Raw genomic sequence first — 25,390 nt, forward strand, 5'->3', positions numbered from 1 at the left:
GGCCTTCAGTTTTTTGGCGGTTGCTGGGGGATCGGGTTGATCACCGGGTTGCCGTCCTTGTTGCGGGTCAGGAACACCGGCAACACTTTCGGCAAAGAACTGGCGAAGCTGTTCAGCTCCTTGATGTTGTAAATGCCGCCGACGCGGATCGAACCGGTGGCGTTGTCGGCCAGCATCAAGGGTTTGTCCAGATACCGGTTGATTTGCGGTAACGCTTCGTTCAGCGACAGGTTGTCGAGCACCAGTTTGCCGCTGCGCCAGGCCAGCGAGTTGTCATTGGCATAGGTCTGGCTGATTTGCGGGATGTCGTCGCCGTGTCTGTAGCGTGCCTGCATCGAGGGGCCCAGACGCAAGCCGTCACCGCCCAGACGGGAATTGCCGGTGACCAGCACAGAGCCCTCGATCAGGTTGACTTTCACCTGATCCTCATACATCCAGACATTGAAGCGGGTGCCGGTGACGCGAATCCTGCCTTCGGCGGCCCTGACGATGAACGGGTGGTTCAGGTCGTGGCTGACTTCGAAAAACGCCTCGCCTTTCTTCAGGGTAACGTGACGCTCGTCCTTGTAATTGCTGAAGGTCAGCTCGGTGTTGAGGTTCAGCTCGACCTGGCTGCCGTCCTCCAGGGTGACATGGCGGACATTGTCGGTGGCCGCGAAATGCTGATAGCTGTCAGGCAGCCAGCCGAGGTTCCATCCGGTCCAGGCCGCCAGCGGCAAAGCCAGTGCACAGACAGAAGCCGCCACGGCGTACTGGCGCCACGATCTGACCGGTTGGCGAATCGGCAAGACCGGTGCAGTTTCCGGACGCGGCAGGTGCTCGGCGACGTCCCATATCTCCAGCATCGCCTCATACTCGAACGCGTGAAGCGGGTGTGCATTGCGCCATTGCTCGAACGCCTGGCGCTCTTCGTTGGTGCAATCGACGGCGTGCAGGCGCATGCACCAATGCGCGGCGGCATCGGTGATCGCATCGTAATCGGCTTCCGAGAGAGTGTTCTGGGTCATTGACTCGTCCTGATTTCCCGCATTCTAACCTTGAGGGGAAGGTGCCGAGAACAAGCGTCATGTCATTTACCCATCAAACGTGGAACTTTTTAACGCCAGGATCCCCCAAAAACCAGGACATCCCATTAACACTATCCACAAATGGAGTGAAAAAATGATCAAAAGAACCTTGGCTGCTTTCGTCGCTACCGCCAGTCTCCTGAGTGCCGGCGCGGCGCTGGCCGACCGCCCGGGCGCAGGATGGATCACCATCGAAAAGGCCATCGAAACCGTAAAAACCAAGGCCGGATATGTCGAGGTCTACGAAATCGAGGCCGACAACGACGGCTATTGGAAAGGGGAAGGGCGCAAGGCTGATGGCGCGGTGTACGAATTCCGTATCGATGGCGCATCGGGCAACGTCCTGCGCGATCAGAAGGACTGATCCCGAACGCAGTTGCGCAGGTGTTGAACCTGCGCATTTTTCCAGATTCTACGGGGCCGGCACGGGATCCAGCTGACGCCCGACTTCACAAATCAGGCGGGCTATCGAATCGGCGTTACGCAGGATGACAGCGATACGGGCGTCCGGAGACTGCTGGTCGAGAAATGCATCACGCGCCTGCCGAAGATTCTGCGTACCGGTCAACCGCAGGATTTCCGTGTGGATCAGTTCCATGCCGGGCACTTTGTCGACATCGACCCAAGTCTTTAGAACGGTGTTCCATTGCGCGAACAATTGTGAGCGGGGCGTGCTGAGCGACAAGGCTGAACGCTGCTCGGAGTCAAGTTCGTTGTACAGCTTCTTACCCTCGGTCGTAATCGTTGATATCAACTCTATGAACGGTTCCCGCGCCCTGAGGGTAGCGATATCCAGCGCCTTGCTGAATTGATGGGAAAACTCGTGTATCAACGTCGACGCCTGCGCATGGCCATCTACATCGAACTGCTCAAGCATGAAGAGTTTGTAATGATCCAGCTGCTGTTGGAAAAAGTGCTCGGTGAAATGCACGCGTTTTTCTGTATCGCCTTCCAGTACAAATGCGATGACGTCATGCAGCAATTTGTTCGAGCCGACAACGAACCGGTCGGTATTGAGTAACTCATCGGCTGGGTCCACCAGCGCATTGCAGATGGGCACAATCGCCTCGCTGATCCTTGTGAGAATTGCGGGTGTGATCTTTGGCACATTGAAGAAGTCCTTCAGGAAGCTGTTCACCCGCGAATGGATGGCGCCGTTGGCGAGCGGGACCAGGTTATGCAGACAATAGAAGGCGTAGCGTCGGGCCAGGTCGATTGCATTCACCAGCGCCCGGGCTTTCAGAGGAAACCTGACTCGGATTTCATCCATTCCCTGCGCCTCGATATTCAGCATGATGCGGCGCAGGTTCGCGAGGCTATTGCGTTCGATCATTCTGCCGAACGCCTGGCCGTAGTGGACGATCTGGTCATCAGCGATTCGCACCATGCGAGGGCCGGTCTTCTGGAACAGCGGCCCCTTGGCCCCAGCGTTTGCCAAACGCCAGGCGTTACCGTTTTTGACGACCTGATAAACCTTGCCATCAACCGCAGCAAAATCGCGGTTGCGCGATACCTGCAGGTAAGTGCCCTGGTTCGGGCTGAGCTTCAGATCCTTGAGTGCGATGTCTGTCACCTCGAACGATTGCAACGATGTGCGTCCGGGCGAAGTCAGATCGATGTCGGCCAGGCCTGATACGACGGTTTCTTTTACCTGTCCTGCTACCGTTGTGGTTTCGCCCGATATTTGCGGAAGCAGACCCACTTGCACCATTTGTGCTGCGCCCTGGACAAATGATTTGAGTGCCCGTTTCCAACGGTGATTCTGCAGGGCCTCGGCGGAATCCTTGAACGCGTCATAGGCTTTCCAGAGAATGGGAATGAAGCCAAGTTTGCCCGGCAATACACCGCTGAGCCGTCTGATCTGCTGGCTGAACAGGGTCTTCGCCGTCTCCCAATCGAACGCCGAGTCCGTTTTTTTCTGGGCGTTCAAATGCTGTTCCAGAAGCATGAGGTTGTCGTTGTAGAAGTGTTCCAGCAGATTCCCTTCAATTGCCTTGATGGCGAGCTTCATCTCGCTGGTTTGACCCATGGAAGACGCCAGCAGGTTGCGAAATATCGCGCGCTCGCTGTCAGGCAGTCGCCGCAGCAGCAGGTTTTGTAGCAGCCCCGGCATGTTGAGGGCTGCAATCAGTTTTTTTTCGTCTTCGAACTCCTGGAAGATCTGCTCGGCATACGGCGCATAGAGCACCAGGGGACCCTTGTGCCCGCCGCCTGGAGTAAAAACGTATATCCCCTGCACGGATACGGCGGTGGCTCCGGCAGTCTTGATCAGCGCCAGCGGGCAAGCGATGGCATGTGCGTCTTGCACCGCTGCTCGGGCAAGGGCATCGGGCATGTCCAGTACCTGCTGAATCAGACCAAAGGCACTGCCTGACAGATGTTGCTGCAGTTTTGCTGCGTGGGCGTGTTGCAGCAGCTGCCAAGGCAACTGACGGAAAAAACGTTGCTTGCGTTTATGGCTTCCGGGGTCGCTCGCCGACAACGCGCTGACCACTTTGCGGGCATAGGTGGTGGGTATCTCCAGTGACAGCAGCATTTGCGTCACGGCGCTGTGGTCCAGTGTGGTGGGCAAGGTGGTGGCGTTTTTCGAGGTGATACTGAAACGGGTGCCTTGGGCGACGTTGATGTGATTCAGGGCAAATTCGACCAGTGATCGCGCGGGGCCGGCCAATGCCAGGCTGGGGGTGATTTCAATCTCATGCGGGTCCAGACGACTGTCTGGAAACCGGCTGTCGAGCATCGATTTCAGTGTCTGCTCGACATGACTGACCAGTGAGGGTATGCCGGACAGGTAATCCTCGTCGTCAGTGACGCTTCGATACCACTGTTCCAGTATCTCCACATGCCGTTTTTGCTCCTGGACCGGGGCCATCCCCAGCCAGGCGGGAAGTGTCTGCTGAGTGGCAATCGCCCGGGCGTGCGCGCTGGCCAAGGACAGATTGTCGGCCAGGCAAACATCACGCAGTTTTTCCAGCGCCTTGTCACGGCGTTTGGTGTCCTTGACCCGTTCACGCACTTGTTGGCAGCGATCCAGATAGTGGCCGATGGTGGACTGCATGCACTCCTGCAACACATTGCCATGGATATATTGAAATGGGCCAAGGCTGTACCGTTGATGAGGCAGGTATTGCGAAGGCACGATGTTTTCCAGCAGTAAGAGGCGTTGGTCGCCGTCGTTCAGGCGCCGTTTCAATACCTGCCGGGCAATGGCTACGGTATCGAAAACTTCCAGCCCGAGGGCGGGCGTCCACAACACGGCGCGGCCCGAGTGCTGTTCATCGAGCCCGCCCCGCTCGGTGATGAAGACGCAATGGGCCAAGGGCACCGGCGTCGGATGGGCGGAACACTCGAGCGTCAACGTGTAGGCATCCGGGCGGAAGCCATTGAGGGCGGAGCGCTGTGCACGACTCGGCTGATCGGCATTGATGACATTGCTGACTATGGCCTGCATCGAGGCATTCAGGGACCCATTGAGCAATCTGAGTCGGGCCTCGCCGTTGACCCCCAGAAACCATGCCTGTGCCAGATCCGGTTTCAGGCGCTCGAGCCAGTAGCGCTGGATCGCCAGATTCGCCATCGGTTGAGCCCTCAGTTGCTTGAGGATGGGCGCAGCCACCGAATCGAATGTCTTGATCGCTGCAAGCGCCTTGTCCGCCAGCACCATGGAAGGTTGCTGGTTGCCGGAGATCACCGGGTGCGTGCTCCACCGTCCCCCTGTATCGATTTTCTGCAACTGAGCGTGGATCATCGAGCGGATGTCCAGGCTCTTGTCGAACAGCGCATGCAGGTTCACGGCCCCGTCGCTGTGGCGAAAGACTTGCAGCGCATATTCGATGTTCTGCCGTTGTTTGGTGATGATTGACTCGAACAGAATTCTGAAAATGTCACCGACAAGCCGCTCGCCGGACACCTGCGGTTGTCCGAAGCCGAGAAAACGATTGCGTTCTTCCAGGCTCAGCAGCCCATAGAGTTCGTCTTCGTGGCCCTTGGCGAGGAATTTTGCCTTCAGCGTATCCTTGAGGTCCCTGTAATCCTTGAGCAATTGCAACCCTTGAGCGGGCGTGTAGAGGAAGGCATGAGGCTCACTGATCATCAGTGAGCCCGCCAGTTCTACAAAATTGGCTTCGCGCTCCCAGAAACGTACGTTTTCCACGACTGGAAAGTGAACGGCCTGAGTGACCGGTCGAATCAATTGCTGCAGCGTGTTGAATTGACCGGCATCGATGACACCGCTTTCGCGCCTGGACATCCATTCGTTATGTGCCTGATCTCCCAGCGCCTGGCCAAAGAGGGTACGTCGCGACATTCCGAGAGCGGATGGCGCATCCCAATAACGCTCCAGGTGCCGGAACAACAGCGCAGGCAGTTTGTTTGCGGCCTGTTTCACAGCGTTTTCCCACTGTGCCTGATCACCGGTCGCCGGGGTCCTGCCCGGATTGGAAAAGCGCGGTGGTTGCGCGGTTGGCCAGTTCTGGTGGCGGTAATAGGTCAGTACCGCATCACTCAGACTCATGAAGTCGAACCAATGACCGTCGCTCATGCGTTGTCTTTCGTCACGGTCTCCAGCGGTTCGATCGAAGCTGACCTGGGTGCGGCTTTGCGACAGTGACCTGAAATGAGGCTTGAGCAGCTCATCCAGCACCGCATCCAGAAGCTGTCTGAGTGTCGGAAGTTTTTTCAGCTCTTCGCACATCATTTCGGCGTTCAGCAGCAGGCACTGTTGAAAGTCCGCCGATTGCTCGGCGAAGGCATCGCCTTTGAGGTTGGTGAACGTTATTGAAATACGCTTCGCATCCTGCAACCGCTGGCGCAGTGGCAGGGCCAGAAATGGCAGCAGTCTGTCTTGCTCATCGACGTCGTTGAGCCGTTGTTCGAGCCGCTCTTTCAAATCGGTACGGTTGGGGAACTTCTGGATGCCCGCCTGTGGGGTATAGAGGATCAGCCCCTTGTCGTCCGGCGTTTCACCGATGACAAACGCGCCAGCCAACGGCAACGGCTGCACTTCGGCAGCGTGAAGCAGAAGACGCTCTATCACCATCGGCGGGTCTTGCTGGCGGCGCAGGGCGTCGGACGTCAGCCTGGCATGGGCGAGCCATCGGAAATCCTTTTCACTCAAGCCATGGGCCTTGCCCAGTTTGGGCCACAGACCCGGTGAGTCAAAGGTTTCGGGGAATAACAACGGTGGAGTGGGGGCTGACATCTCGAGTCTCGATAAGGGCGTTTGCACGCGTGGATTGATCGAAACCCGAGGCTAAAAAAATCGTGTCTGGTGCCGGTGGTAAATACATATCGCGCCCGGGTCGATGCGCATGCCAGGGTTGACAGGTTGTCGGCTGCATGTGGTTAATCGCCGTTGCGGGTTGTCCGTTCGCTGTTGTTCCCTCCAATAATTACTCTGGAGCTTCAGATGTCTGCGCCACACGATCATTCGCTCTCGTCCACGGTGTCCCTGGACGAGCTGACTCAACTGCTGGAAAAGATTTTCACCCGTCACGGCACCTCGGCCGAAGTCGCCAGAACGCTGGCCGCCAATTGCGCCAACGCCGAGCGGGACGGTGCGCACAGTCACGGCGTATTCCGGATCCCCGGTTATGTCTCGACGCTCAACAGCGGCTGGGTCAACGGCCAGGCTGTACCGAAAGTCGAGGACGTGGCTTCAGGGTTCGTCAGCGTCGATGCCGGCAACGGTTTTGCCCAGCCTGCGCTGTCGGCGGCACGTGCGCTGCTGGTGGAAAAGGCCCGCAGTGCCGGGATCGCGGTGTTGGCGATCCGTAATTCCCATCACTTCGCCGCGCTGTGGCCGGACGTCGAGCCTTTCGCCGATGAAGGTCTGGTGGCGTTGAGCGTGGTCAACAGCATGACCTGCGTGGTACCCCACGGTGCCGACCGGCCATTGTTCGGCACCAACCCGATCGCCTTCGCCGCACCCCGGGCTGACGGTGCACCGATCGTGTTCGACCTGGCCACCAGCGCCATCGCCCATGGCGACGTGCAGATCGCAGCGCGCAAAGGCGAGAAACTGCCGGCGGGCATGGGGGTCGACAGCCTAGGCCAGCCGACCTGCGACCCAAAGGCGATTCTGGAAGGCGGTGCATTGCTGCCGTTTGGCGGACACAAAGGCTCGGCGCTGTCGATGATGGTCGAGCTGCTGGCCGCCGCGCTGACCGGTGGCAATTTCTCGTTCGAGTTCGACTGGAAGAACCATCCCGGCGCCAAGACCCCGTGGACCGGTCAGTTGCTGATCGTGATAGATCCAAGCAAGACCGCTGGGCAAAGCTTTGCCGAACGCAGTCAGGAACTGGTGCGGCAGATGCACGGGGTAGGGCTCAAGCGTTTGCCGGGGGATCGGCGGCATTTGCAGCGGGCTAAGTCACTGGCCAAAGGGATCGAACTGGATCAACAGACCCTGTCGCAGCTGCGTGAACTGGCCGGCGAATGAGTTTGTGCCTGGCATGAAAAAGGCGAGCCCGAGGGGCTCGCCTTTTTTGTTCGCGCTCAGCGGCGACCGAGCAACAATCCGACTACCAGGCCGAACCCGGCGGAAATCGCCACGGTCTGCCACGGGTGCCCGCCGATGTAGCTCTCGGTGGCGTCCACCGCCGGTTTGGTGCGGTCACGCACGCTGGTGACCGAATCCAGCGCCTGCTGCAATTTCTGGGCGATTTGCCCGCGCAGGGTCTCCGCTTCCTCGCCGACCAGGGATGCACTGCTCTTGAGCAGTTTTTCCGACTCTTCGATCAGCGCCTGAAGTTCGCTGAAGGCCTGGTCCTTGATTTGGTCTTCGGCGGCTTGAACGGCGGTTTTCCGGGCCATTGGGTGACTCCTTGCAGGTGAATGGACAGTGAACAATGGAGTGTGGCGCGCCTTGAAAAGTTGCAGGGATTTTCCATCCGGAACAAAAACCAGCGTCAGAGGTTTCCGTCCAGCGTGTAAGATGTCGCCATTTCATGCAGCAGGTAATTCCCGATGAGTTTCAATCTGGCCGACAAATCCCTCGCAGAGCGCGCCGCGCTGGAAGATGAGAAATCCCGACTGTTCGAACTCTGGCAGAACAATCTGGGCAAAGCCAAGGGCGAAGCCGCGCGGTTGTTCGGCGAGCGCTCCAAGCGCAAGGGCAAATGGGCCGAGTTCGTGCGCGCCGAACTGGACGGCATGTCGCCGCCGGAATTCGCCAACATGGTGCGCAGTGAAGTCAATCGCCTGATGGCGGCCAACAAGTAATCACTCGGCCCTGAAACTGGCGCCTATCGCTTCGCGCACCGTCAGCACCACCGGATCGATCTGGGTGCTGGTGCGCCAGCCCAGTTCGATCGGGTAGCGCGGCAGCGCCAGCGGGCAGGGCAGCAGCACCAGCCCGCTCAGTGAGGCAATGGCCTGCGCGGCGTGGGTCGGAATGGTCGCCACCGCCTCGCTGCCCTTGAGCAGATGCGGCAACGCCGCGAAATGCGTGGTCGAGGCGCAGACCCGGCGAGTCCGGCCCAGCGCCGCCAGCCCTTCATCGGTGATCCCGATAAAACCGCCCGACGACACCAGAAGGTGCTCGCGGGTGACGAATTCTTCCAGATCGATCTGCTGCTGGCCCGGCGCCAGACTCGCCGGATCCACCAGACACGCGTAACCCCCTTCACCCAACACCTGACGGCTGAGCAGCCGCTCGGCAAATCCGCCGGCGGTGATCGCCAGATCGATGCTGCGCTCCATCAGCGCCCGGGCGACGATCTGGCTGTGGGTCTGGCGGAAAATCAGGCGCAGTTTCGGTGCGCGGCGGGCGATTTCCTCGATCAGGCGCCGGCCGTAAGCGATTTCGAAATCGTCCGAAAGGCCCACAGTGACCGAGCGTCCTTCGTAATGATTGGCGGTCGGGTCGACCATGGCCAGGCTTTGCCGGCATTTATTCAGGGCATCGCTGACCACCGGTTTCAACTGGTTGGCCTTGAGCGTGGGCGCCAGGCCGCGGCCGGTGCGCACGAACAATTGATCGCCATACACCTCGCGCAGCCGGCGCAAGGCCGCGCTGACCGCCGATTGGGTTACGCCCAGACGCAACGCCGCGCGGCTGGCACTGGATTCTTCATGCAGGGCTTCAAAGACTTTCAGCAGGTTGAGGTCGACGGTTGCGATATTCATCTGGTTCATATCATTCAGCAGTGGATCGGTCTTTATTCATGATCCCGTGGCGCCGGAGAATGAGCAACACTTGAACTTCACGGAGTGACCGTCATGCCCAAATCAATCGTTGCCGCCCTGCAGATCGGCGCCTTGCCCGGTGGCAAGGCTGAAACCCTGGAACAGATCCTGAGCTGGGAAACCGCGATCATCGAATCCGGCGCCGCGCTGGTGGTGATGCCCGAAGCCTTGCTCGGCGGCTACCCGAAAGGCGAGGGCTTCGGCACGCAGTTGGGTTATCGCTTGCCGGAAGGCCGTGAGGCCTACGCCCGTTATTTTGCCAACGCTATCGATGTGCCGGGGGCGGAAACCGAAGCGCTGGCCGGGCTGTCGGCACGTACCGGGGCCAACCTGGTGATCGGCGTGATCGAACGGGCCGGCAGCACCTTGCATTGCACCGCGCTGTATTTCGACCCGCAGGCGGGTCTTGTGGCCAAACACCGCAAACTGATGCCCACCGGCACCGAACGGCTGATCTGGGGCAAGGGCGACGGTTCGACGCTGCCGGTGCTCGACACTCAGGTCGGCAAGCTCGGCGCCGTGATCTGCTGGGAAAACATGATGCCGCTGATGCGCACGGCGATGTACGCCAAGGGCATCGAGGTCTGGTGTGCGCCGACCGTGGACGAACGCGAGATGTGGCAGGTCAGCATGCGCCACATCGCCCACGAAGGGCGCTGTTTTGTGGTCAGCGCCTGTCAGGTACAGGCCTCGCCGAATGAGTTGGGCGTGGAAGTTGCCAACTGGCCGGGGGATAGACCGCTGATCGCCGGCGGCAGCGTGATCGTCGGGCCGATGGGCGACGTGCTGGCCGGGCCGTTGCGCGGCGAGGCCGGCTTGCTCACCGCCGAGATCGACACCGTAGACCTGGTGCGCGCCCGCTACGACTACGACGTGGTCGGCCACTATGCGCGGCCGGATGTGTTCGAGTTGAGCGTCGATGAGCGGGCGAAACCGGGTGTGCGTTTCACCGCATGATCTGACTGTCAATACAAAAACTGTGGGAGCTGGCTTGCCAGCGATGGGGCCGTATCAGTCACCGTCACCGTGGCTGACACTCCGCTATCGCTGGCAAGCCAGCTCCCATAAGGATTTGTGAACAGTTTGAAAGTTATGAAACCTACCAGGTGGCAGCACTGGCCCTGGGCAGACTGAGCTTGCCGGTATCGACAAAGCGCATCGTGCCAAACAGCCCGCCCGCCAGTTTGCCGCGCAGCACATAGGGCAGGTTGTCGAGGGTTTGGGTCTGGCTCAGGCCGAGGGTCTGGCGCAGCACCGAGAACGCGGAAATGCTCACCGGGACGCTGACGATGGTTTCGGAGAACCGTGGGATCGAGCCGGTCTGATCGCTCACACCCGACGCCAGCGAATGGCCGTTGACCTCCAGATCCAGCGCGATGCCGTTGTAGTCGATGGGCGTTTCGTTGGGGTTCTGCACCCGCAGCTTGATCGCGAAGCGTACTTCCAGATCCTGGCTCGGCAGCGGTTCGAGGCCGACCACGTTGATGTTCACCGGGTCGCGGTTGGGGAACAGCGCACAGGCGCTGAGGGAGAGCAGAAGCAGGGACAGGATGACGGCTTGGAGGCGGCGCATTGATGCTCTCTCATTGAAAAAGGGCTGAACCGTTGCCGGTATCAGCCCTTTTTTCATCGAGCGGACAGGATCAGCGGTTCAATTGTGCGACAGCGGCCGGCGCGGCGGGTTCAGCTTTGGCCGGCAGGTCGGGATTTTCCATGACCTGAAGGATAGAGGCTTCCGGGTCGAAGTCATCTTCTTCCAGTTCGATGAATTCTTCCGGCAGGAAGATATTCAGCACGATCGCACACAGCGCGCCAACGGTGATCGGCGACTCGAAAATATTGCGCAGCGCCTGCGGCAGTTCACGCAGCACTTCCGGCACGGCGGCGATTCCCAGGCCCATGCCGACGGAAATCGCCACGATCAGCATGTTGCGCCGATGCAGGCCGGCCTCGGCGAGGATCTTGATCCCGGCCACCGCCACAGTGCCGAACATCACCAGCTCTGCGCCGCCGAGCACCGGTTTCGGCATCAGTTGCAGCACCGCGCCGATCATCGGGAACAGTCCCAGCAGCACCAACAGCCCGGCAATGAAGAACGCCACGTAGCGGCTGGCCACACCAGTCAGCTGAATCACGCCGTTGTTCTGGGCGAAGGTCACCATCGGCATGCTGTTGAACACCGCCGCCATGGCCGAGTTGAGGCCGTCGGCGAGCAGGCCGGACTTGATCCGGCGGATGTACAGCGGGCCTTTGACCGGCTGCCGGGAAATCATCGAGTTGGCGGTCAGGTCGCCGGCCGCTTCCAGCGGCGACACCAGGAAAATCACCGCCACCGGCACGAACGCCACCCAATCAAAGTTGAAACCGTACTTGAACGGCACCGGTACGCTCACCACTGGCACTTCGGGCAGGTTGGCGAAGTCCACGGTGCCCATCAACCACGCCACCACGTAGCCGAGGGTCAGGCCGATGACGATTGCGCCCAACCGCAGGAACGGCACGTCGACCCGGTTCAACACCACGATGGTGCCCAGCACCAGCGCCGCCAGGAACACATGGCTCGCCGCGCCCAGATCCGCCGCGCCGAAGCCGCCGGCAATGTCGGTCATCGCCACTTTGATCAGCGACAGGCCCATCAGGGTGATGATGGTGCCGGTCACCACCGGGGTGATCAGCATGCGCAATTTGCCGATGAACTGGCTCAGCACCACTTCGATGAACGCCGCGAAGAAGCACACGCCGAAGATCGTCGACAGGATTTCATCGGTGCCACCGCCCCGGGCCTTGACCATGAAGCCGGCGCTGAGAATCACGCTGATAAAGGAAAAACTGGTGCCTTGCAGGCACAGCAGCCCCGAACCGACCGGGCCGAAGCGCTTGGCCTGAACGAAGGTGCCGAGGCCCGAGACGAACAGCGCCATGCTGATCAGGTACGGGATTTCGCTTTGCAGGCCGAGGGCGCCGCCCATGATCAGGGTCGGGGTGATGATGCCGACGAAGCTGGCCAGTACGTGTTGCAGGGCGGCAAACACCGTTGCGGTGAAGTGCGGACGGTCGTTGAGGCCGTAGATCAGATCGTTGTTGCGCGGGGCTTTTTCAGAGACGGTCATGGTGGTTTGCGTGCCGCAATGCGGGGCCGGGTCGGAAAATGGGTGCGCAGGATGCCGTAAGCGAGGGGCGAGGGCAACGCATGATCGTTCCCACGCTCTGCGTGGGAATGCAGCCGGGGACGCTCCGCGTTCCAAAAAATGCTCAGGTTCGACCAAAGGCGCAGAGCAGATCCTGCTCAAAGGCTTTCTGTGCATCTCCCGGTACTTGCGCCCGATGGCGGGCCAGATGGAACGCCACGTCAAAGCTCAACTCGCCTTCGCGCACTGGCCGCAACAGGCCCTTGTCCTGCCATTGGCGGGCGTAATGGTCGGGCAGATAACCGACGTGCTTGCCGGACAGAATGAAGGCGAGGGTACCTTCGACCTGCTCCGAGCGCGCCGAGCAGACCTTGCCCTGAAACGGCTCGTCACTGCGCAGAAACCGGTAGGGGTGATCGACCCGGTCGCAGGTCTGCAACGCCGCATCATCGGGCGCATCGTCGGTAAACAGCGGGTGGCCGGGCGCGCAATACAGATGCTCGGTTTCGCTGAACAGCTCGCGGTAGTCGAACGCGCTCTGCACCTGGGAGAAGTAACCGATGGCCAGGTCCAGCCGCTGTTGCAGCAGCAGACGCTCCATTTCGCCGGGCATGGCGCTGATCAGCTCGATTCGCACCGATTCGTCCCGCTCGCGAAAGCGCCGGATCGCATCCGCCACCCGTTGCAGCACCGACTGATCGACCGCTTCCGACAGACCCAAGCGCACTTCACCGATCAAGCGCCCGGCGACGCCGTTGGATTGATGGCGGAAGGTTTCGATCGAATCGAACAGCGCCCGCGCGGCAATCAACAGTTGCTCGCCCTTGGGCGTCAGGCTGAAACCGCCCTTGCCCCGGTTGCACACCCGATAGCCGAGACGCGTCTCAAGCTTGGCCATTTGCTGGCTGATGCTCGACTGGCTCAGCCCCAGTTCACCCTGGGCTGCGCTGAAACCATTGGATTCGACTACGCCGAGAAACAGCCGCAGAAGCTGAAGATCGACATCGTGGAGCTGACCGAGCATCACATTACTCCTGGATAAAGTCAGGTTAACAAGCTTGATATTTTTCGAATGTATCCGGCGGCGCATCCTGCCACCACTTCCTTCGGTCAGGTGTTCGTCATGGCTCCCGTCTTCAAGCTGTGTTTGCCCGCGTTGTTGCTTACCGTCTCCATCGCCGCCCAGGCCGAAGAGAAAACCCTCAATCTCTACAGCTGGGCCGATTACGTGGCGCCTGACACCTTGCAGCGCTTCGAAAAGGAAACCGGCATTCACGTGCGCTACGACACCTTTGATACCTCCGAGGTGCTGGAAACCAAACTGCTCACCGGCGGCAGCGGCTACGACGTGGTGGTGCCTTCGTCCAGCGTGCTGGCCCGTGGTTTGGCCGCCGGCGCGCTGAAGGAAATCCCCCGCGACAGGCTCAAGGGCTACGCCAATCTCGATCCGGATCTGCTGGAAAAACTGTCAGCGGTCGATCCCGGCAATCGCTACGGCGTGCCTTACACCTGGGGCACGCTGGGGCTGGGCATGAACGTCGAAGCCGTCAAACAGCGGCTGCCGGATGTGCCACTCAACAGCCTCGATCTGCTGTTCAAGCCTGAATACGCCAGCAAACTCAAGGATTGCGGGATCGCGATTCTCGATTCGCCGCAGGAAGTGATCGGTCTGGCGCTGCACTATCTCGGGAAAGATCCCTACAGCACCGACAAGAAAGATCTGGTCGCCGCCGAAGCCTTGTTGCAGCAGTTGCAGCCCTCGGTGCTGTACGTCGCCACCGGGCGGCAGATCAATGATCTGGCCAACGGCAGCGTCTGCCTGGCGCTGACCTACAACGGTGACGCGAGCATGGCCGCCGATCAGGCGCGCAAGGCCAACAAGCCGTTTGAAGTGGCTTACCGGATCCCCAAGGAAGGCACGCTGGTGTGGCAGGACAACCTCGCCATCCCCAAAGACGCGCCGCACCCGGAAGCTGCTCGCACCTTCATTGAGTTCATGTTGCGCCCGGAATCCGTGGCGGCGCTGACCAATACGCTGTTCTTTGCCACCGCCAACCAGGCCGCCACGCCGCTGGTGGATGAAGCGGTGCGCAACGATCCGGACATTTACCCGAAATCCGAAGTGCGCGAGCGGCTGTACGCCGACCACAGCATGAGCCTCAAGGACATGCGCCAGCGCACACGCCTGTGGACCACTTTCCGTAGCCGCCAATAGCCTTTCATAACAACAGGAGCACACCGATGGACGTGCCAGTGCAAAACGATCAGGCCCTGACCCGTGACAGCCTCTACGGCACCGCTGCCGAAAATACCTACGCCGGGATTACCAGTTTCATGCGCCGGCGCTACAGCCGCGACCTGCGCGGCGTGGACGTGGCGGTCAGCGGTGTGCCGTTCGACACCGCCACCAGCAACCGTCCCGGCGCACGTTTCGGGCCGCGCGGGATTCGCGCGGCGTCCACCGGGATTGCCTGGGAACGGCACTGGCCGTGGGCGTTCGACCCGTTCGATCATCTGGCGGTGATCGATTACGGCGATTGCGACTTCGATTACGGCTCGCCGCACACCATCCCGGAAAGCATCGAGGCCCACGCCGAGCACATTCTCAGCTCCGGCAGCGCGATGCTCACCTTCGGCGGCGATCACTTCATCAGCTATCCGCTGCTCAAGGCCCATGCGCGCAAGCACGGCACGTTGTCGCTGATCCACTTCGATGCGCACAGCGACACCTGGCCGGATGAGGCGGGCAAGCGGGTCGATCACGGCACCATGTTCTGGCACGCGGCGCGAGAAGGGCTGGTGGATCCGGCGCATTCGGTGCAGATCGGCTTGCGCACCACCAATGACGATCATCAGGGCTTTCAGGTGCTGGACGCGCGGCAAGTGCATCGCCGTGGTTGCGAAGCCATTGTCGAAGCGATTCGCGCGCGGGTCGGCGATCACCCGGTGTACCTGACGTTCGACATCGATTGCCTGGATCCGGCCTTCGCACCGGGCACCGGTACGCCGGTCTGCGGCGGCTTGAGCACGGTGCAGGCGCTGGAGATCCTTGGCGGTCTGCGCGGGATCAATCTGGTCGGGATGGATGTTGTGGAAGTCGCCCCGGCTTATGACCACGCGGACGTGACGTCGCTGGCGGCGGCGACCCTGGCCATGGAGATGCTTTGCCTGTACGCGGCCCGGCACAAAGTCGACGCGTGATCCCCTCCGAGCCTGGTGAAAGCTCCTGACAATTTCTGACACCAGGCTCTGCTAAGCTCCGGCAAATTTTCTGCCCAGAGCCTCAAACCGTGTCGCGAACCACACGTCTGTTGACCCTGCTGCAAGTGCTGCGTGGCAAGAAGCGCCCGGTGACCGCCGCGACGCTGGCCTCCGAGCTGGAAATCTCCGAACGCACCCTCTATCGCGATATCGCCGAACTGACCGCCCTCGGCGCGCCGATCCATGGCGAGGCGGGCATCGGTTATGTGCTGCGCAGCGGTCTGTTTCTGCCGCCGCTGATGCTCAACGCCGACGAGACCGAAGCCATCGTGCTGGGCCTGCGGTATGTCGATCAGCGCGGCGACGAGGTGCTGAGCAAAGCGGCTGCGGATGCACTGGCGAAAATCGCTGCGGTGCTGGACCCGCAGGCCCAGGAGGCGCTGCGCAATCCGACGGTCATGCCCGGGCCGCCGGGTTACGGTTTTCCGCAAAACGCCGTGCCGTTGAACGTGTTCCGCCACGCCATCCGCGATCAGGCCAAGCTGCACATCGATTACGCCGATGCGCAGCAGGTGCAGAGCCAGCGGTTGATCTGGCCGCTGGCGCTGGGTTTTCTCAACGAGGTGCGGATCATCGTCGCGTGGTGCGAATTGCGCGGCGCCTATCGTACGTTTCGCACCGACCGGATTGCCGCCGCCAGCCTGCAGGGCGAGCGCTATCCGGGGCGGCGCAGCGAGCTGTTGCGCACTTGGCAGCGGCTGATGCAACTGGACGAAAACGGCCGCTTCACTCCTGACAGGAATTGACGCAGGGCTGTTCTAGGATGGCGACAGAACCCGAAAAAAGGAGCTGCACTCATGTTCCATCCCACCTCGATACTCGCCCCGGCCATCGTTGAGTACATCAATGCTGCCAATGCTCGCGATACCTCCCGGGTCGGCAGTTTTTTTGCCGAGGATGCCCACGTGTTCGATGAAGGCCATCATCAGGTCGGCCCGCAGGCCATCGCCAATTGGATGCAGGACACCGCCCAGCGCTATCAGCCGCGGGTCGAAGTGCTCGGCGTCCAGCAGCGCACCGGCAAAGTGCTGGTGCAAGGGCTGATCTCCGGAACGTTTCCCGGCAGCCCGCTGGAGCTGCGCTACACGTTCCGCCTTAACGAACAGGGCAAAATCGCTCGGCTGGATATTTCCCTGTAGCCGTCGTGGCATACTGCCGCGCATGACTTTCGACTCCCCTCTGAGCGCCTGGCAATACGCCGTCGACCACAAGGGCTTCATCCAGGATGAAGCCCAGGAACACGCGGTCTGGGCCTTGCAAAAATGCCATGAAGCCCTGCACGCCGGTGCCCGTTCGGTCACCGGCGTTTACCTGTGGGGCCCGGTCGGGCGCGGCAAGACCTGGCTGATGGACCAGTTTCATCAGAGCCTGCGGGTGCCGGCGCGGCGGCAGCACTTTCACCACTTCATGGGCTGGGTGCACCAGCGCTCCTTTCAGTTGACCGGGATCGCCGATCCGTTGCGAGCCCTGGCCCGTGAGCTGGCGGCTGAAGTGCGAGTGCTGTGTTTCGACGAGCTGTTCGTCAATGACATCGGCGACGCAATCATTCTCGGGCGCCTGTTTCAGGTTATGTTCGACGAAGGCGTGGTGGTGGTCTGCACCTCCAACCTGCCGCCGGATCAGCTGTATGCCGACGGCTTCAACCGCGACCGCTTTTTGCCGGCGATCACCGCGATCAAGCAGCACATGCAAGTGGTCGCGGTGAATGGCGCCGAAGATCATCGATTGCATCCCGGTGCCATCGAGCAGCGTTACTGGGTCACTCAGCCGGAGCAGGCTAGCGCGCTAAGCCAGGTGTTCGACGCCTTGGCGGCCGGGCAAACCGTCAGTGGCGAACCGGTGCCGGTCGGTTACCGTGCCTTGAACGTGGTGCAGGCCAGCGATTCGGTGCTGTGGTGCCGTTACGCCGATCTGTGCGACCAACCGTTCGCCGCCATGGATTTCATCGCGCTGTGTGACACCTACCGGGCTATCCTGTTGAGCGAGGTGCCGAACCTCAGCGCGAAAAAACGCGAGGGGCGGATCGCCCGTGGCACCGAGGATGGCGCGGAGCGGGTGGTGGCCGGCGATCGTGAATTGCCGCAGTTGTCGGTGCACGACGACGGCGTGCGCCGCTTCATCGCGCTGGTCGACGAGTGCTACGACCGCAAGGTGCCGCTGTACATCGAGGCCGAAGTGCCGATGGACGCGCTGTACACCGAGGGCTATCTGGAATTCCCGTTCCGCCGGACCCTCAGCCGCTTGCAGGAGATGCAGCTGCAACGCTTCGCCGAGACCTGAAACACGGAGGCGCCAAATGACTCAGCCCCTGTCCCACCATTTGCTGACCATGGCCTATCAGAATGCCTGGGCCAACCATCGACTGGCCAAGGCCTGGAGCCAGCTCGACGACACGGAGCTGGCGGCGCCACGGGTCAGTTTCTTCCCGAGCATCCGCCTGACCCTCAACCACATCCTCACCTGCGACTGGTTTTACGTCGACGCGCTGGAGCGTGAGTTGCGCGGTGACGAACCGCATCCCGATTGCTACGTGTTCTTCAACGCTGACGAACCCTTCACCGAGGCGCAGGCCTTGCGCCGGGAACAGGCCCATGTCGACCGCCGACTGATCGCCTACTGCGAGCAACTGCGCGATGCCGATCTGGGGCGCATTGTCACCATCGCTCGCGACACGCCACAGCACGACAGCCGTCTGCGGATGATCTCGCACCTGTTCGAACATCAGATCCACCATCGCGGCCAGGTTCACGCCATGCTTAGCGGCACCTCGGTGAAACCGCCGCAACTGGACGAGTTTTTCTGTGCCGGCGAGTCCGGTTTGCGAGCCGAGGATTTTGCCGAGCTGGGCTGGACCGAAGAACTCATCTGGGGCCACTGAAAACGCCGGGTTGTCGCCGGGACCTGCCTCGCGCTAAGGTCGCCGAGCCTATCAGCGCGTATCAAACGCGCCGGGGCCCCGTGCGATCGAGGAAGGAAATGGATTCCGCAGAAATTCTTGTGCTTCAAGCCAGTTACACCAATCCGGTGCATGCCGAAGCCATCGGTGTCGTACTCAATCATTACGCCGAGGACCCGATGGGCGGCGGCCATCCGATTGCCCCTGAACTGTTGCAGCAACTGCCCGCCGAACTGGCCAAGCGGCCCCACGCGTTCAGCGTCCTGGCGTTTGTCGGTGGCGAGCCGGCAGGGCTGGTGAACTGTTTTGAAGGGTTTTCCACGTTTGCCTGCAAGCCGCTGGTCAATGTGCACGACGTGTCCGTGGTGACCAAGTTTCGCGGTCTGGGGCTGAGTCAGAAAATGCTGCGCAAGGTCGAGGACATCGCCCGTCAGCGTGGTTGCTGCAAGATCACTCTGGAGGTACTCGAAGGTAACGCCATAGCGCAAAATTCCTATGCCAAATTCGGCTTCGCGCCAGGCATGTTCGACCCGAATCACGGGCGCATGCTGTTCTGGATCAAGGATTTGCAGGCGTAAAAAAAAGGCGCCCGGAAAGGGCGCCCAACTGTCATCTGCGAAGCCAGAGCGAGCCATCGCAGGTCCATCGGTAAAGCGTCCGCTCAAGGGCGATAGGACTCGGTGACCTGGGCAGTCTGGTCGTCCGGAACCTTGAGTTCATTGGTCTTCGCCTCAGCCTGCTGGCTCTGTGCGGAATGAACCGGGAAGTTTGCCCAGTAATGTCTCATGCGCTCGGCGCCGCCTTCGGCGAATGCGCTGGCGGATGCGAGAGTGAGTAGACCGGCAAGGATTGCAGTCGTGGTTTTCATGGTGCCTCCTACGAAAAATGTCGGAGCCGTTCATCCATGAATCAGGGCCTCGAGGGGCAGTGTCCGTCGAGGGCATTAACAAGAGGTTAACGCTCGTTCAGTCTAGGTTTTACAGAGTATTTCCACGGCGTATCGGACGAACGCTGCACGCGTGAATGACGCGTGCAGGTTGCAAGGGAAGGGGCAGTACGATTGTAAATGTTGAAAAGGGCCGGTTGCGGCCCTTTCTATTACTCCTGCAGCACCACTTCCGTGGTGGTGGCCGCGGGCTTTTTCGGCTTCATCAGGCTGAAGTCGATCAGGGCCCGCTGTTCGCGTTCGTAAGGGTTGCCGATCAACAGCGGACGCGGCTTGAAGCTGTCGCTGACCAGACTTTTGGTGCGATCCAGCTCATCGAAACTCAAACCGGCCAGATCCGCCCAGGTGTGGATCAAGTGCGAGCTGCTGTACGGCCGGCTCAGGTCTCCGGCGAAGCTCCAGTCGTGGGTTTCACGCCATTTTGGCGACGCCCAGGCCATGAACGGAATGGTGTACATCGGCGCCGTCGGCTTGTTTTCGTTGCGACCCAGCGTGCTGTGGCCCACCGAGTCGAACACGTCTTCACCGTGGTCGGAGAGGTAGAGCAGGAAGCCGTTCGGATCGGATTTGGCGTAATCCTTGATCAGGCTCGAAACCACGAAATCGTTGTACAGCACGGCATTGTCGTAGCTGTTGTAGGTCGGCACCTGATCGTCACGCACACCGGGCGGAACGCCGTTGCGATCCTGGAACTTGTCGAAGCTCGGCGGATAACGGTACTGGTAGCTCATGTGCGTACCGAGCAGATGCACGACGATCAGCTTGCGCGGTGCCGCATCGGCCAGGGCCTTGTTGAACGGCTCGATCACGTCGCCGTCGTACTGCGCGGCGTTCTGGTTGCGGTTGTTGTTCAGGTACACCTGCTCGTCGGCCTGTTCGGAGAACGTCGTGAGCATGGTGTTGCGCTTGGTCATGGTTTGCTGGTTGGTGATCCAGAAGGTCTTGTAGCCAGCCTGTTTCATCATGCTGACCAATGAAGGGGTGGACAGGTACAGATCCGGATTTTCTTCGTCGGCGAAGGTCAGTACCTGTTGAAGCGCCTCGATGGTGTACGGGCGCGGGGTGATGACGTTGTCGAAGATCGACAGCTGGTCCTTGAGCTTGTCCAGTTCCGGCGTGGTTTTGCGCGGGTAACCGTAGAGGCTCATGCGCTGGCGGTTGGTGGATTCGCCGATCACCAGCACCAGGGTCGCCGGCTGATTGGCGCCCGAGTCCTTGAGGTTTTTCAGCGGCGGGATCTTGCTCGCGCTGTGCAGCATGCCCTGCATGTCGGCCAGGGTTTCCTGATAGCGGTGATAAGCCACGGCCATCTGCCACGGCACGGCCGGCTCGATACGGGTTTCGAATTTCTCGAAGCCTTGCTCGAAGCTGCCGGTGCGCATTGTCTGCTTGACCAGCGGATAACCGATCACGGCCACCAGAATCGCCATGGCGGCGACGAATGCCCGGCCACGGGGCAGGTACACCGGACGCAGGCGGGTCCACAGGAAATACGCGAACGCGGTGTGCGCGAGGAACGCCGGGACCATCCACCAGGCAAAGTACTGGGTCATGTACTCGCCAGCTTCGGACACGTTCGACTCGAACATGATGAAGATCACGCTCTGGGAGAATTCCTGCTGGTAGATGAAGAAATAACCCAGGCTGGCCATCGAGCAGGCCCACAACACCACGCCGATCAGCGCGGCGAGCAGGCGGGTGCGTTTGGGGAACAGCAGCATCGGCGCGAGCCACACGGCGCTCATCACGAAGGCCTGGCGGAACCCGGTGAACCCTGAGGTGCCCGTCAGCTGGATCAGCAGTTGGGTGATACCGGAGAAGTACCAGAAGAACACGAACAACCAGATGAAACCGGCCCAGTCGAAACCTGTCGCAGTCGTATTGCTGCGTTTGAACACCGCCATTCAGCACTCCAGCTCAGTCGTTACATCCACCACCGGGCGTTTCATGCAAAGGGCGCATGAGCCCGACGAACGGAGGCCATGCGCACAGACGCACGGCCAGAATGCGCGGGAGTATCAACAAGCGAATGTGAAAACTTTGTTAGTTGCCGAAAAGGGCAGGAGGTGCAGCATGTCGGGAACAGCAATGGCTGCTCCCGAAGCGGGCGGGGATCAGGCGTGGGGCGAGCGCTGTACGCGTGGCAAGGGCTGCGGCTCGGCGCCTTGGGTCAGCAGGCGCAATTGCGCGAGTTCCTGCTTGAGCTGGTCGCGTTCATCTTTCAACTGACGCAATTCATCACGACGGATGGTGACGTACAGGGTTTGTGGCGGCATTGCTGTGTGTACTGTGCCCATTGCTCACCTCGCAAATGGCGTGTCTCAACTGTAGTTCAGCCCCGAATTCGGTTGCTGACATACTATCGGCGCCGATTTTGATTTCTTTCGCTCGTGAATGGAACTTTTTTATTTTTCATGGTCGTTGTGTCTTCGGCACGTTTCCCGACGTTATCAGTCTGGATCGGGCACAATGCCCGGAAACTTCACACCGACGCTCTGGACTAAGCTCCATGATTCACGTTGGGCTATAACCTTTGACACACTTTTATTTGTAGTAAGGAGCATCAGCACATGCAACTCGGGATTATTGGACTGGGCCGCATGGGCGGCAATATTGCGCGACGTCTGATGCTCAACGGTCACACCACCGTTGTTTACGACCGCAATACCGCCTTTGTCGACACCCTGGCCGCCGAGGGCTCTACCGGCGTCGCCGATCTGCCTGCACTGGTCGCAGGCCTGGCCAAGCCGCGTGCGGTGTGGGTCATGCTGCCGGCCGGCGCACCGACTGAAGACACCATCGAAACCCTGAGCACGCTGCTCGAGGCGGGCGACACCATTATCGATGGCGGCAACACCAACTATAAGGATGACATCCGCCGGGCCAAAACCCTGGCCGAGAAGGGCCTGCACTACATCGACGTCGGCACCTCCGGCGGCGTCTGGGGCCTGGAGCGCGGCTACTGCATGATGATCGGCGGCGATGCCGAGACCGTTAAGCGTCTGGATCCGCTGTTCGCCGCGCTGGCGCCGGGCATGGGCGACATCCCGCGCACCAGGGACCGCAAGTCCGATGACCACCGCGCCGAGCACGGCTACATCCACGCCGGTCCCGCCGGTGCCGGTCACTTCGTGAAGATGATCCACAACGGGATCGAGTACGGGATGATGGCGGCCTTCGCCGAAGGCTTCGACATCCTCAAGACCAAGTCCAGCGAGCTACTGCCGGAAGATCAGCGTTTCGACCTGAACGTGGCTGACATTGCCGAAGTCTGGCGTCGTGGCAGCGTGGTGTCGTCGTGGCTGCTCGACCTGACCGCCGATGCCCTGGCGGTCGACCCGAAACTCGACGGTTTCTCCGGCTCCGTGGCTGACAGCGGCGAAGGTCAGTGGACCATCGAAGCGGCCATGGAACAAAAGGTGCCGGTACCGGTGCTGTCCAACTCGCTGTTCTCGCGCTACCGCTCGCGCGGCCAGGGCACTTTCGGCGACAAGATTCTTTCGGCCCAGCGCTTCGGCTTCGGCGGCCATGTGGAGACTGCGAAGAAATGACCCATACGATCCGCAGGAAATCCAAGGCAGAACCCGCGCCACCGACCACGCTGTTTCTGTTCGGCGCCCACGGTGATCTGGTCAAGCGCCTGCTCATGCCGGCGCTGTACAACCTGAGTCGCGACGGCCTGCTGGATGATGGCCTGCGGATCGTCGGCGTTGACCACAACGCCATTACCGATGAAGCCTTCGCGCAAAAGCTTGAAGACTTCATCCGCACCGAGGTGGCAGCCAAGGTCGGCAAGGGCGATCAGATGCTTGATCCGGCCTTGTGGGCCAAACTCGCCAAAGGCATCAGCTACGTCCAGGGCGATTTCCTGGACGACAGCACTTATTCAGCCCTGGCGGCGAAAATCGCCGACAGCGGCACTGGCAATGCGGTGTTCTACCTGGCCACCGCGCCACGTTTCTTCAGCGAAGTGGTGCGCCGTCTCGGCAGCGCCGGATTGCTCGAAGAAACCCCGGAAGCCTTCAGAAGGGTGGTGATCGAAAAACCGTTCGGCTCCGACCTGCAAACCGCCGAGGCGTTGAACGCCTGCCTGCTCAAGGTCATGTCGGAAAAGCAGATCTACCGAATCGATCACTATCTGGGCAAGGAAACCGTGCAGAACATTCTGGTCAGCCGGTTCTCCAACAGCCTGTTCGAAGCGTTCTGGAACAACCACTACATCGACCACGTGCAAATCACCGCCGCCGAAACCGTCGGCGTCGAAACCCGTGGCAGTTTTTATGAACACACCGGCGCCCTTCGGGACATGGTGCCCAACCACCTGTTCCAGTTGCTGGCCATGGTCGCGATGGAGCCGCCGGCCGCGTTCGGCGCCGATGCGGTGCGGGGCGAGAAGGCCAAGGTGGTCGGCGCGATCCGCCCCTGGACCCTCGAAGAAGCTCGGGAAAACTCGGTACGCGGCCAATACAGCGCCGGTGAAGTCGCTGGCAAACCGGTGGCCGGTTACCGCGATGAAAACAATGTCTCCCCCGAAAGCACCACGGAAACCTACGTGGCGCTGAAAGTGATGATCGACAACTGGCGCTGGGTCGGCGTGCCGTTCTACCTGCGCACCGGCAAGCGCATGAGCGTGCGCGACACCGAGATCGTCATCTGCTTCAAACCGGCGCCGTATGCGCAGTTCCGCGATACCGAGGTCGACGAATTGCAACCGACCTACTTGCGTATCCAGATCCAGCCCAACGAAGGCATGTGGTTCGACCTGCTGGCCAAACGTCCGGGGCCGGCGCTGAACATGGCCAACATCGAGCTGGGCTTCGCCTACAAGGACTTCTTCGAAATGCAGCCGTCCACCGGCTACGAAACCCTGATCTACGACTGCCTGACCGGTGACCAGACGCTGTTCCAGCGCGCTGACAACATCGAGAACGGCTGGCGCGCGGTGCAGCCGTTCCTTGATGCCTGGCAACAGGACGCCAGTGTACAAACCTATGCCGCCGGCGAAGACGGGCCGAAAGCCGCCGATGATCTGCTGACTCGCGATGGTCGCGTCTGGCATGGTCTCGGATGAGCGAGCCGATCCGTTTTCTGTTGAGTGACATGGACGGCACGCTGTTGCTGCCCGATCACAGCCTGAGTCAGCGCACGATTGACGCGGTTCGTTCGCTGCGCGAAGCGGGCGTGCTGTTCAGTCTCGCCACGGGGCGGCCGCCCAAAGCCATGCTGCATCAAATCGAAGCCCTGGGCGTCGATCTGCCGACCGCTGCGTTCAACGGCGGCACGATCGTCAACCCGGATGGCAGCATTCTGGTCGCGCATTACCTGCCGGCCACGGCCGCGCTGACGGCGCTGGCGCTGTTTGCCGATCAGCCGGATGTCGAAATCTGGGTGTTCAGCGGTGGCGACTGGCTGCTCAAGGATCCGCACGGGCCGATGGTGCCGCGCGAGCAGCACGGGCTGGGTTATCCGCCGGTGGTGGTGGAGAGTTTCGAGCCGTATCTGGAGCGCATCGACAAGATCGTGGCCACCAGCAACAACACCGAACTGCTGATCGAGCTGGAGGCGCGTTTGCTGCCGAAGGTCGAGGGCCTCGCGCAGGTGTCGCGCTCGCAACCGGTGTACCTGGACGTGACGGCAGTCGAGGCGAACAAGGGCTCGGCGCTGGTCACGCTGGCTGAACACCTCGGTGTGCCGCTGGCGCAGACGGCGGCGATTGGCGATGGCGGCAATGATCCGGCGATGTTCCATGTTGCCGGTCTGTCGATCGCCATGGGCCAGGCAGAAGACGCGGTGAAGCGTCAGGCCGATGTGGTGACCGGGCCGAACACCGAGGATGGCGTGGCGCAAGCCATCGAGAAGTACATCTTGCCGCGCTGATTTACGTAAAAAAAAACGGGAGCCCCAG

The 25,390-nt window shown here is 60.9% G+C and carries 24 protein-coding genes; 14 read left to right on the top strand and 10 right to left on the bottom strand.

Annotation, left to right across the window (positions count from 1 at the left end):
- Positions 1–5 precede the first annotated feature (5 nt).
- On the bottom strand, positions 6–1,007 hold the full coding sequence (locus ACEN93_RS01785; protein WP_039768155.1) for a FecR family protein: 1,002 nt from the start codon (positions 1,005–1,007) through the stop codon (positions 6–8).
- 154 nt (positions 1,008–1,161) lie between these two features.
- On the opposite strand from ACEN93_RS01785, the gene ACEN93_RS01790 reads away from it, so the two are divergent.
- Complete coding sequence (locus ACEN93_RS01790; protein ID WP_039768157.1) at positions 1,162–1,431, top strand: PepSY domain-containing protein; 270 nt, start codon at positions 1,162–1,164, stop codon at positions 1,429–1,431.
- A 48-nt stretch (positions 1,432–1,479) separates the two neighbouring features.
- On the opposite strand, the gene ACEN93_RS01795 is transcribed toward ACEN93_RS01790, so the two are convergent.
- Complete coding sequence (locus ACEN93_RS01795; RefSeq protein WP_085667098.1) at positions 1,480–6,267, bottom strand: dermonecrotic toxin domain-containing protein; 4,788 nt, start codon at positions 6,265–6,267, stop codon at positions 1,480–1,482.
- Between the two features lie 207 nt (positions 6,268–6,474).
- Between ACEN93_RS01795 and ACEN93_RS01800 the strand changes: the two genes are divergently transcribed.
- Complete coding sequence (locus ACEN93_RS01800; protein ID WP_039768160.1) at positions 6,475–7,506, top strand: Ldh family oxidoreductase; 1,032 nt, start codon at positions 6,475–6,477, stop codon at positions 7,504–7,506.
- 56 nt (positions 7,507–7,562) lie between these two features.
- On the opposite strand, the gene ACEN93_RS01805 is transcribed toward ACEN93_RS01800, so the two are convergent.
- A complete protein-coding gene (locus ACEN93_RS01805) occupies positions 7,563–7,880 on the bottom strand; it encodes an ElaB/YgaM/YqjD family protein (RefSeq protein WP_007957537.1) in 318 nt (105 codons plus the stop codon).
- Positions 7,881–8,033: 153 nt separating this feature from the next.
- Between ACEN93_RS01805 and ACEN93_RS01810 the strand changes: the two genes are divergently transcribed.
- Positions 8,034–8,288 carry a hypothetical protein gene (locus tag ACEN93_RS01810; RefSeq protein ID WP_007957535.1) on the top strand — a complete coding sequence of 85 codons (255 nt, stop codon included), beginning with the start codon at positions 8,034–8,036 and terminating at the stop codon, positions 8,286–8,288.
- On the opposite strand, the gene ACEN93_RS01815 is transcribed toward ACEN93_RS01810, so the two are convergent.
- A complete protein-coding gene (locus ACEN93_RS01815; protein WP_039768161.1) occupies positions 8,289–9,203 on the bottom strand; it encodes a LysR family transcriptional regulator in 915 nt (304 codons plus the stop codon).
- A gap of 84 nt (positions 9,204–9,287) precedes the next feature.
- Here ACEN93_RS01815 and ACEN93_RS01820 point away from each other — a divergent pair, with 84 nt between their 5' ends.
- Entirely contained in the window at positions 9,288–10,211 is a 924-nt protein-coding gene (locus ACEN93_RS01820; RefSeq protein WP_085667097.1) for a carbon-nitrogen hydrolase family protein, read from the top strand.
- Between the two features lie 142 nt (positions 10,212–10,353).
- On the opposite strand, the gene ACEN93_RS01825 is transcribed toward ACEN93_RS01820, so the two are convergent.
- The 3 genes from ACEN93_RS01825 to ACEN93_RS01835 form a co-directional block, all read right to left on the bottom strand.
- Complete coding sequence (locus ACEN93_RS01825) at positions 10,354–10,827, bottom strand: LEA/WHy family protein (protein ID WP_039768163.1); 474 nt, start codon at positions 10,825–10,827, stop codon at positions 10,354–10,356.
- Between the two features lie 70 nt (positions 10,828–10,897).
- A complete protein-coding gene (locus ACEN93_RS01830; protein ID WP_085667096.1) occupies positions 10,898–12,364 on the bottom strand; it encodes a nucleobase:cation symporter-2 family protein in 1,467 nt (488 codons plus the stop codon).
- A 142-nt stretch (positions 12,365–12,506) separates the two neighbouring features.
- Positions 12,507–13,406: a LysR family transcriptional regulator gene (locus ACEN93_RS01835; protein ID WP_085667095.1), complete on the bottom strand. Its 900-nt coding sequence runs from the start codon at positions 13,404–13,406 to the stop codon at positions 12,507–12,509.
- Positions 13,407–13,505: 99 nt separating this feature from the next.
- Here ACEN93_RS01835 and ACEN93_RS01840 point away from each other — a divergent pair, with 99 nt between their 5' ends.
- From ACEN93_RS01840 to ACEN93_RS01870, 7 genes are all read left to right on the top strand, one after another.
- Complete coding sequence (locus tag ACEN93_RS01840) at positions 13,506–14,597, top strand: polyamine ABC transporter substrate-binding protein (protein ID WP_085667257.1); 1,092 nt, start codon at positions 13,506–13,508, stop codon at positions 14,595–14,597.
- A 26-nt stretch (positions 14,598–14,623) separates the two neighbouring features.
- Positions 14,624–15,583: an agmatinase gene (gene speB / locus ACEN93_RS01845; RefSeq protein ID WP_495610954.1), complete on the top strand. Its 960-nt coding sequence runs from the start codon at positions 14,624–14,626 to the stop codon at positions 15,581–15,583.
- Between the two features lie 89 nt (positions 15,584–15,672).
- Entirely contained in the window at positions 15,673–16,389 is a 717-nt protein-coding gene (locus ACEN93_RS01850) for a helix-turn-helix transcriptional regulator (RefSeq protein ID WP_039768169.1), read from the top strand.
- Between the two features lie 51 nt (positions 16,390–16,440).
- The gene (locus ACEN93_RS01855) at positions 16,441–16,782 is read left to right on the top strand and encodes a nuclear transport factor 2 family protein (protein WP_007957516.1); all 342 of its coding nucleotides are present in this window, start codon (positions 16,441–16,443) and stop codon (positions 16,780–16,782) included.
- Between the two features lie 22 nt (positions 16,783–16,804).
- A complete protein-coding gene (zapE, locus tag ACEN93_RS01860; RefSeq protein ID WP_074690941.1) occupies positions 16,805–17,923 on the top strand; it encodes a cell division protein ZapE in 1,119 nt (372 codons plus the stop codon).
- 16 nt (positions 17,924–17,939) lie between these two features.
- A complete protein-coding gene (locus ACEN93_RS01865; protein ID WP_039768171.1) occupies positions 17,940–18,521 on the top strand; it encodes a DinB family protein in 582 nt (193 codons plus the stop codon).
- A gap of 98 nt (positions 18,522–18,619) precedes the next feature.
- Positions 18,620–19,117 carry a GNAT family N-acetyltransferase gene (locus tag ACEN93_RS01870; RefSeq protein ID WP_039768172.1) on the top strand — a complete coding sequence of 166 codons (498 nt, stop codon included), beginning with the start codon at positions 18,620–18,622 and terminating at the stop codon, positions 19,115–19,117.
- A gap of 83 nt (positions 19,118–19,200) precedes the next feature.
- Here the strand turns inward: ACEN93_RS01870 and ACEN93_RS01875 are convergent, their stop codons facing one another.
- The 3 genes from ACEN93_RS01875 to ACEN93_RS01885 all read right to left on the bottom strand — a co-directional run bounded on the left by ACEN93_RS01875 (position 19,201) and on the right by ACEN93_RS01885 (position 21,782).
- On the bottom strand, positions 19,201–19,407 hold the full coding sequence (locus ACEN93_RS01875) for a hypothetical protein (protein WP_085603949.1): 207 nt from the start codon (positions 19,405–19,407) through the stop codon (positions 19,201–19,203).
- Positions 19,408–19,637: 230 nt separating this feature from the next.
- The gene (locus ACEN93_RS01880) at positions 19,638–21,389 is read right to left on the bottom strand and encodes a phosphoethanolamine transferase CptA (protein WP_495610955.1); all 1,752 of its coding nucleotides are present in this window, start codon (positions 21,387–21,389) and stop codon (positions 19,638–19,640) included.
- A 210-nt stretch (positions 21,390–21,599) separates the two neighbouring features.
- The gene (locus ACEN93_RS01885) at positions 21,600–21,782 is read right to left on the bottom strand and encodes a DUF6026 family protein (protein ID WP_007957508.1); all 183 of its coding nucleotides are present in this window, start codon (positions 21,780–21,782) and stop codon (positions 21,600–21,602) included.
- A 273-nt stretch (positions 21,783–22,055) separates the two neighbouring features.
- Here ACEN93_RS01885 and gnd point away from each other — a divergent pair, with 273 nt between their 5' ends.
- The 3 genes from gnd to ACEN93_RS01900 are packed head-to-tail and all read left to right on the top strand — an operon-like array spanning position 22,056 to position 25,362.
- A complete protein-coding gene (gnd, locus tag ACEN93_RS01890; protein WP_039768174.1) occupies positions 22,056–23,036 on the top strand; it encodes a phosphogluconate dehydrogenase (NAD(+)-dependent, decarboxylating) in 981 nt (326 codons plus the stop codon).
- Positions 23,033–24,556: a glucose-6-phosphate dehydrogenase gene (zwf, locus tag ACEN93_RS01895; protein WP_085667088.1), complete on the top strand. Its 1,524-nt coding sequence runs from the start codon at positions 23,033–23,035 to the stop codon at positions 24,554–24,556. The genes gnd and zwf overlap by 4 nt, the downstream gene beginning before the upstream one ends.
- The gene (locus ACEN93_RS01900) at positions 24,553–25,362 is read left to right on the top strand and encodes a Cof-type HAD-IIB family hydrolase (RefSeq protein ID WP_074690947.1); all 810 of its coding nucleotides are present in this window, start codon (positions 24,553–24,555) and stop codon (positions 25,360–25,362) included. The genes zwf and ACEN93_RS01900 overlap by 4 nt, the downstream gene beginning before the upstream one ends.
- The last annotated feature ends 28 nt before the right edge of the window (positions 25,363–25,390 follow it).

The sequence above is a fragment of the Pseudomonas sp. Pseusp21 genome, assembly GCF_059492145.1.

Coding starts and splice junctions, on each gene's coding strand:
- ACEN93_RS01815 (WP_039768161.1), bottom strand. CDS start 9,203: ATGAACCAGATGAATATCGCAACCGTCGACCTCAACCTGCTGAAAGTC.
- ACEN93_RS01840 (WP_085667257.1), top strand. CDS start 13,506: ATGGCTCCCGTCTTCAAGCTGTGTTTGCCCGCGTTGTTGCTTACCGTC.
- ACEN93_RS01795 (WP_085667098.1), bottom strand. CDS start 6,267: ATGTCAGCCCCCACTCCACCGTTGTTATTCCCCGAAACCTTTGACTCA.
- ACEN93_RS01785 (WP_039768155.1), bottom strand. CDS start 1,007: ATGACCCAGAACACTCTCTCGGAAGCCGATTACGATGCGATCACCGAT.
- ACEN93_RS01835 (WP_085667095.1), bottom strand. CDS start 13,406: ATGCTCGGTCAGCTCCACGATGTCGATCTTCAGCTTCTGCGGCTGTTT.
- ACEN93_RS01800 (WP_039768160.1), top strand. CDS start 6,475: ATGTCTGCGCCACACGATCATTCGCTCTCGTCCACGGTGTCCCTGGAC.
- ACEN93_RS01810 (WP_007957535.1), top strand. CDS start 8,034: ATGAGTTTCAATCTGGCCGACAAATCCCTCGCAGAGCGCGCCGCGCTG.
- ACEN93_RS01885 (WP_007957508.1), bottom strand. CDS start 21,782: ATGGGCACAGTACACACAGCAATGCCGCCACAAACCCTGTACGTCACC.
- ACEN93_RS01855 (WP_007957516.1), top strand. CDS start 16,441: ATGTTCCATCCCACCTCGATACTCGCCCCGGCCATCGTTGAGTACATC.
- ACEN93_RS01830 (WP_085667096.1), bottom strand. CDS start 12,364: ATGACCGTCTCTGAAAAAGCCCCGCGCAACAACGATCTGATCTACGGC.
- ACEN93_RS01825 (WP_039768163.1), bottom strand. CDS start 10,827: ATGCGCCGCCTCCAAGCCGTCATCCTGTCCCTGCTTCTGCTCTCCCTC.
- ACEN93_RS01880 (WP_495610955.1), bottom strand. CDS start 21,389: ATGGCGGTGTTCAAACGCAGCAATACGACTGCGACAGGTTTCGACTGG.
- ACEN93_RS01820 (WP_085667097.1), top strand. CDS start 9,288: ATGCCCAAATCAATCGTTGCCGCCCTGCAGATCGGCGCCTTGCCCGGT.
- gnd (WP_039768174.1), top strand. CDS start 22,056: ATGCAACTCGGGATTATTGGACTGGGCCGCATGGGCGGCAATATTGCG.
- zwf (WP_085667088.1), top strand. CDS start 23,033: ATGACCCATACGATCCGCAGGAAATCCAAGGCAGAACCCGCGCCACCG.
- ACEN93_RS01875 (WP_085603949.1), bottom strand. CDS start 19,407: ATGAAAACCACGACTGCAATCCTTGCCGGTCTACTCACTCTCGCATCC.
- ACEN93_RS01790 (WP_039768157.1), top strand. CDS start 1,162: ATGATCAAAAGAACCTTGGCTGCTTTCGTCGCTACCGCCAGTCTCCTG.
- speB (WP_495610954.1), top strand. CDS start 14,624: ATGGACGTGCCAGTGCAAAACGATCAGGCCCTGACCCGTGACAGCCTC.
- ACEN93_RS01900 (WP_074690947.1), top strand. CDS start 24,553: ATGAGCGAGCCGATCCGTTTTCTGTTGAGTGACATGGACGGCACGCTG.
- ACEN93_RS01865 (WP_039768171.1), top strand. CDS start 17,940: ATGACTCAGCCCCTGTCCCACCATTTGCTGACCATGGCCTATCAGAAT.
- zapE (WP_074690941.1), top strand. CDS start 16,805: ATGACTTTCGACTCCCCTCTGAGCGCCTGGCAATACGCCGTCGACCAC.
- ACEN93_RS01870 (WP_039768172.1), top strand. CDS start 18,620: ATGGATTCCGCAGAAATTCTTGTGCTTCAAGCCAGTTACACCAATCCG.
- ACEN93_RS01805 (WP_007957537.1), bottom strand. CDS start 7,880: ATGGCCCGGAAAACCGCCGTTCAAGCCGCCGAAGACCAAATCAAGGAC.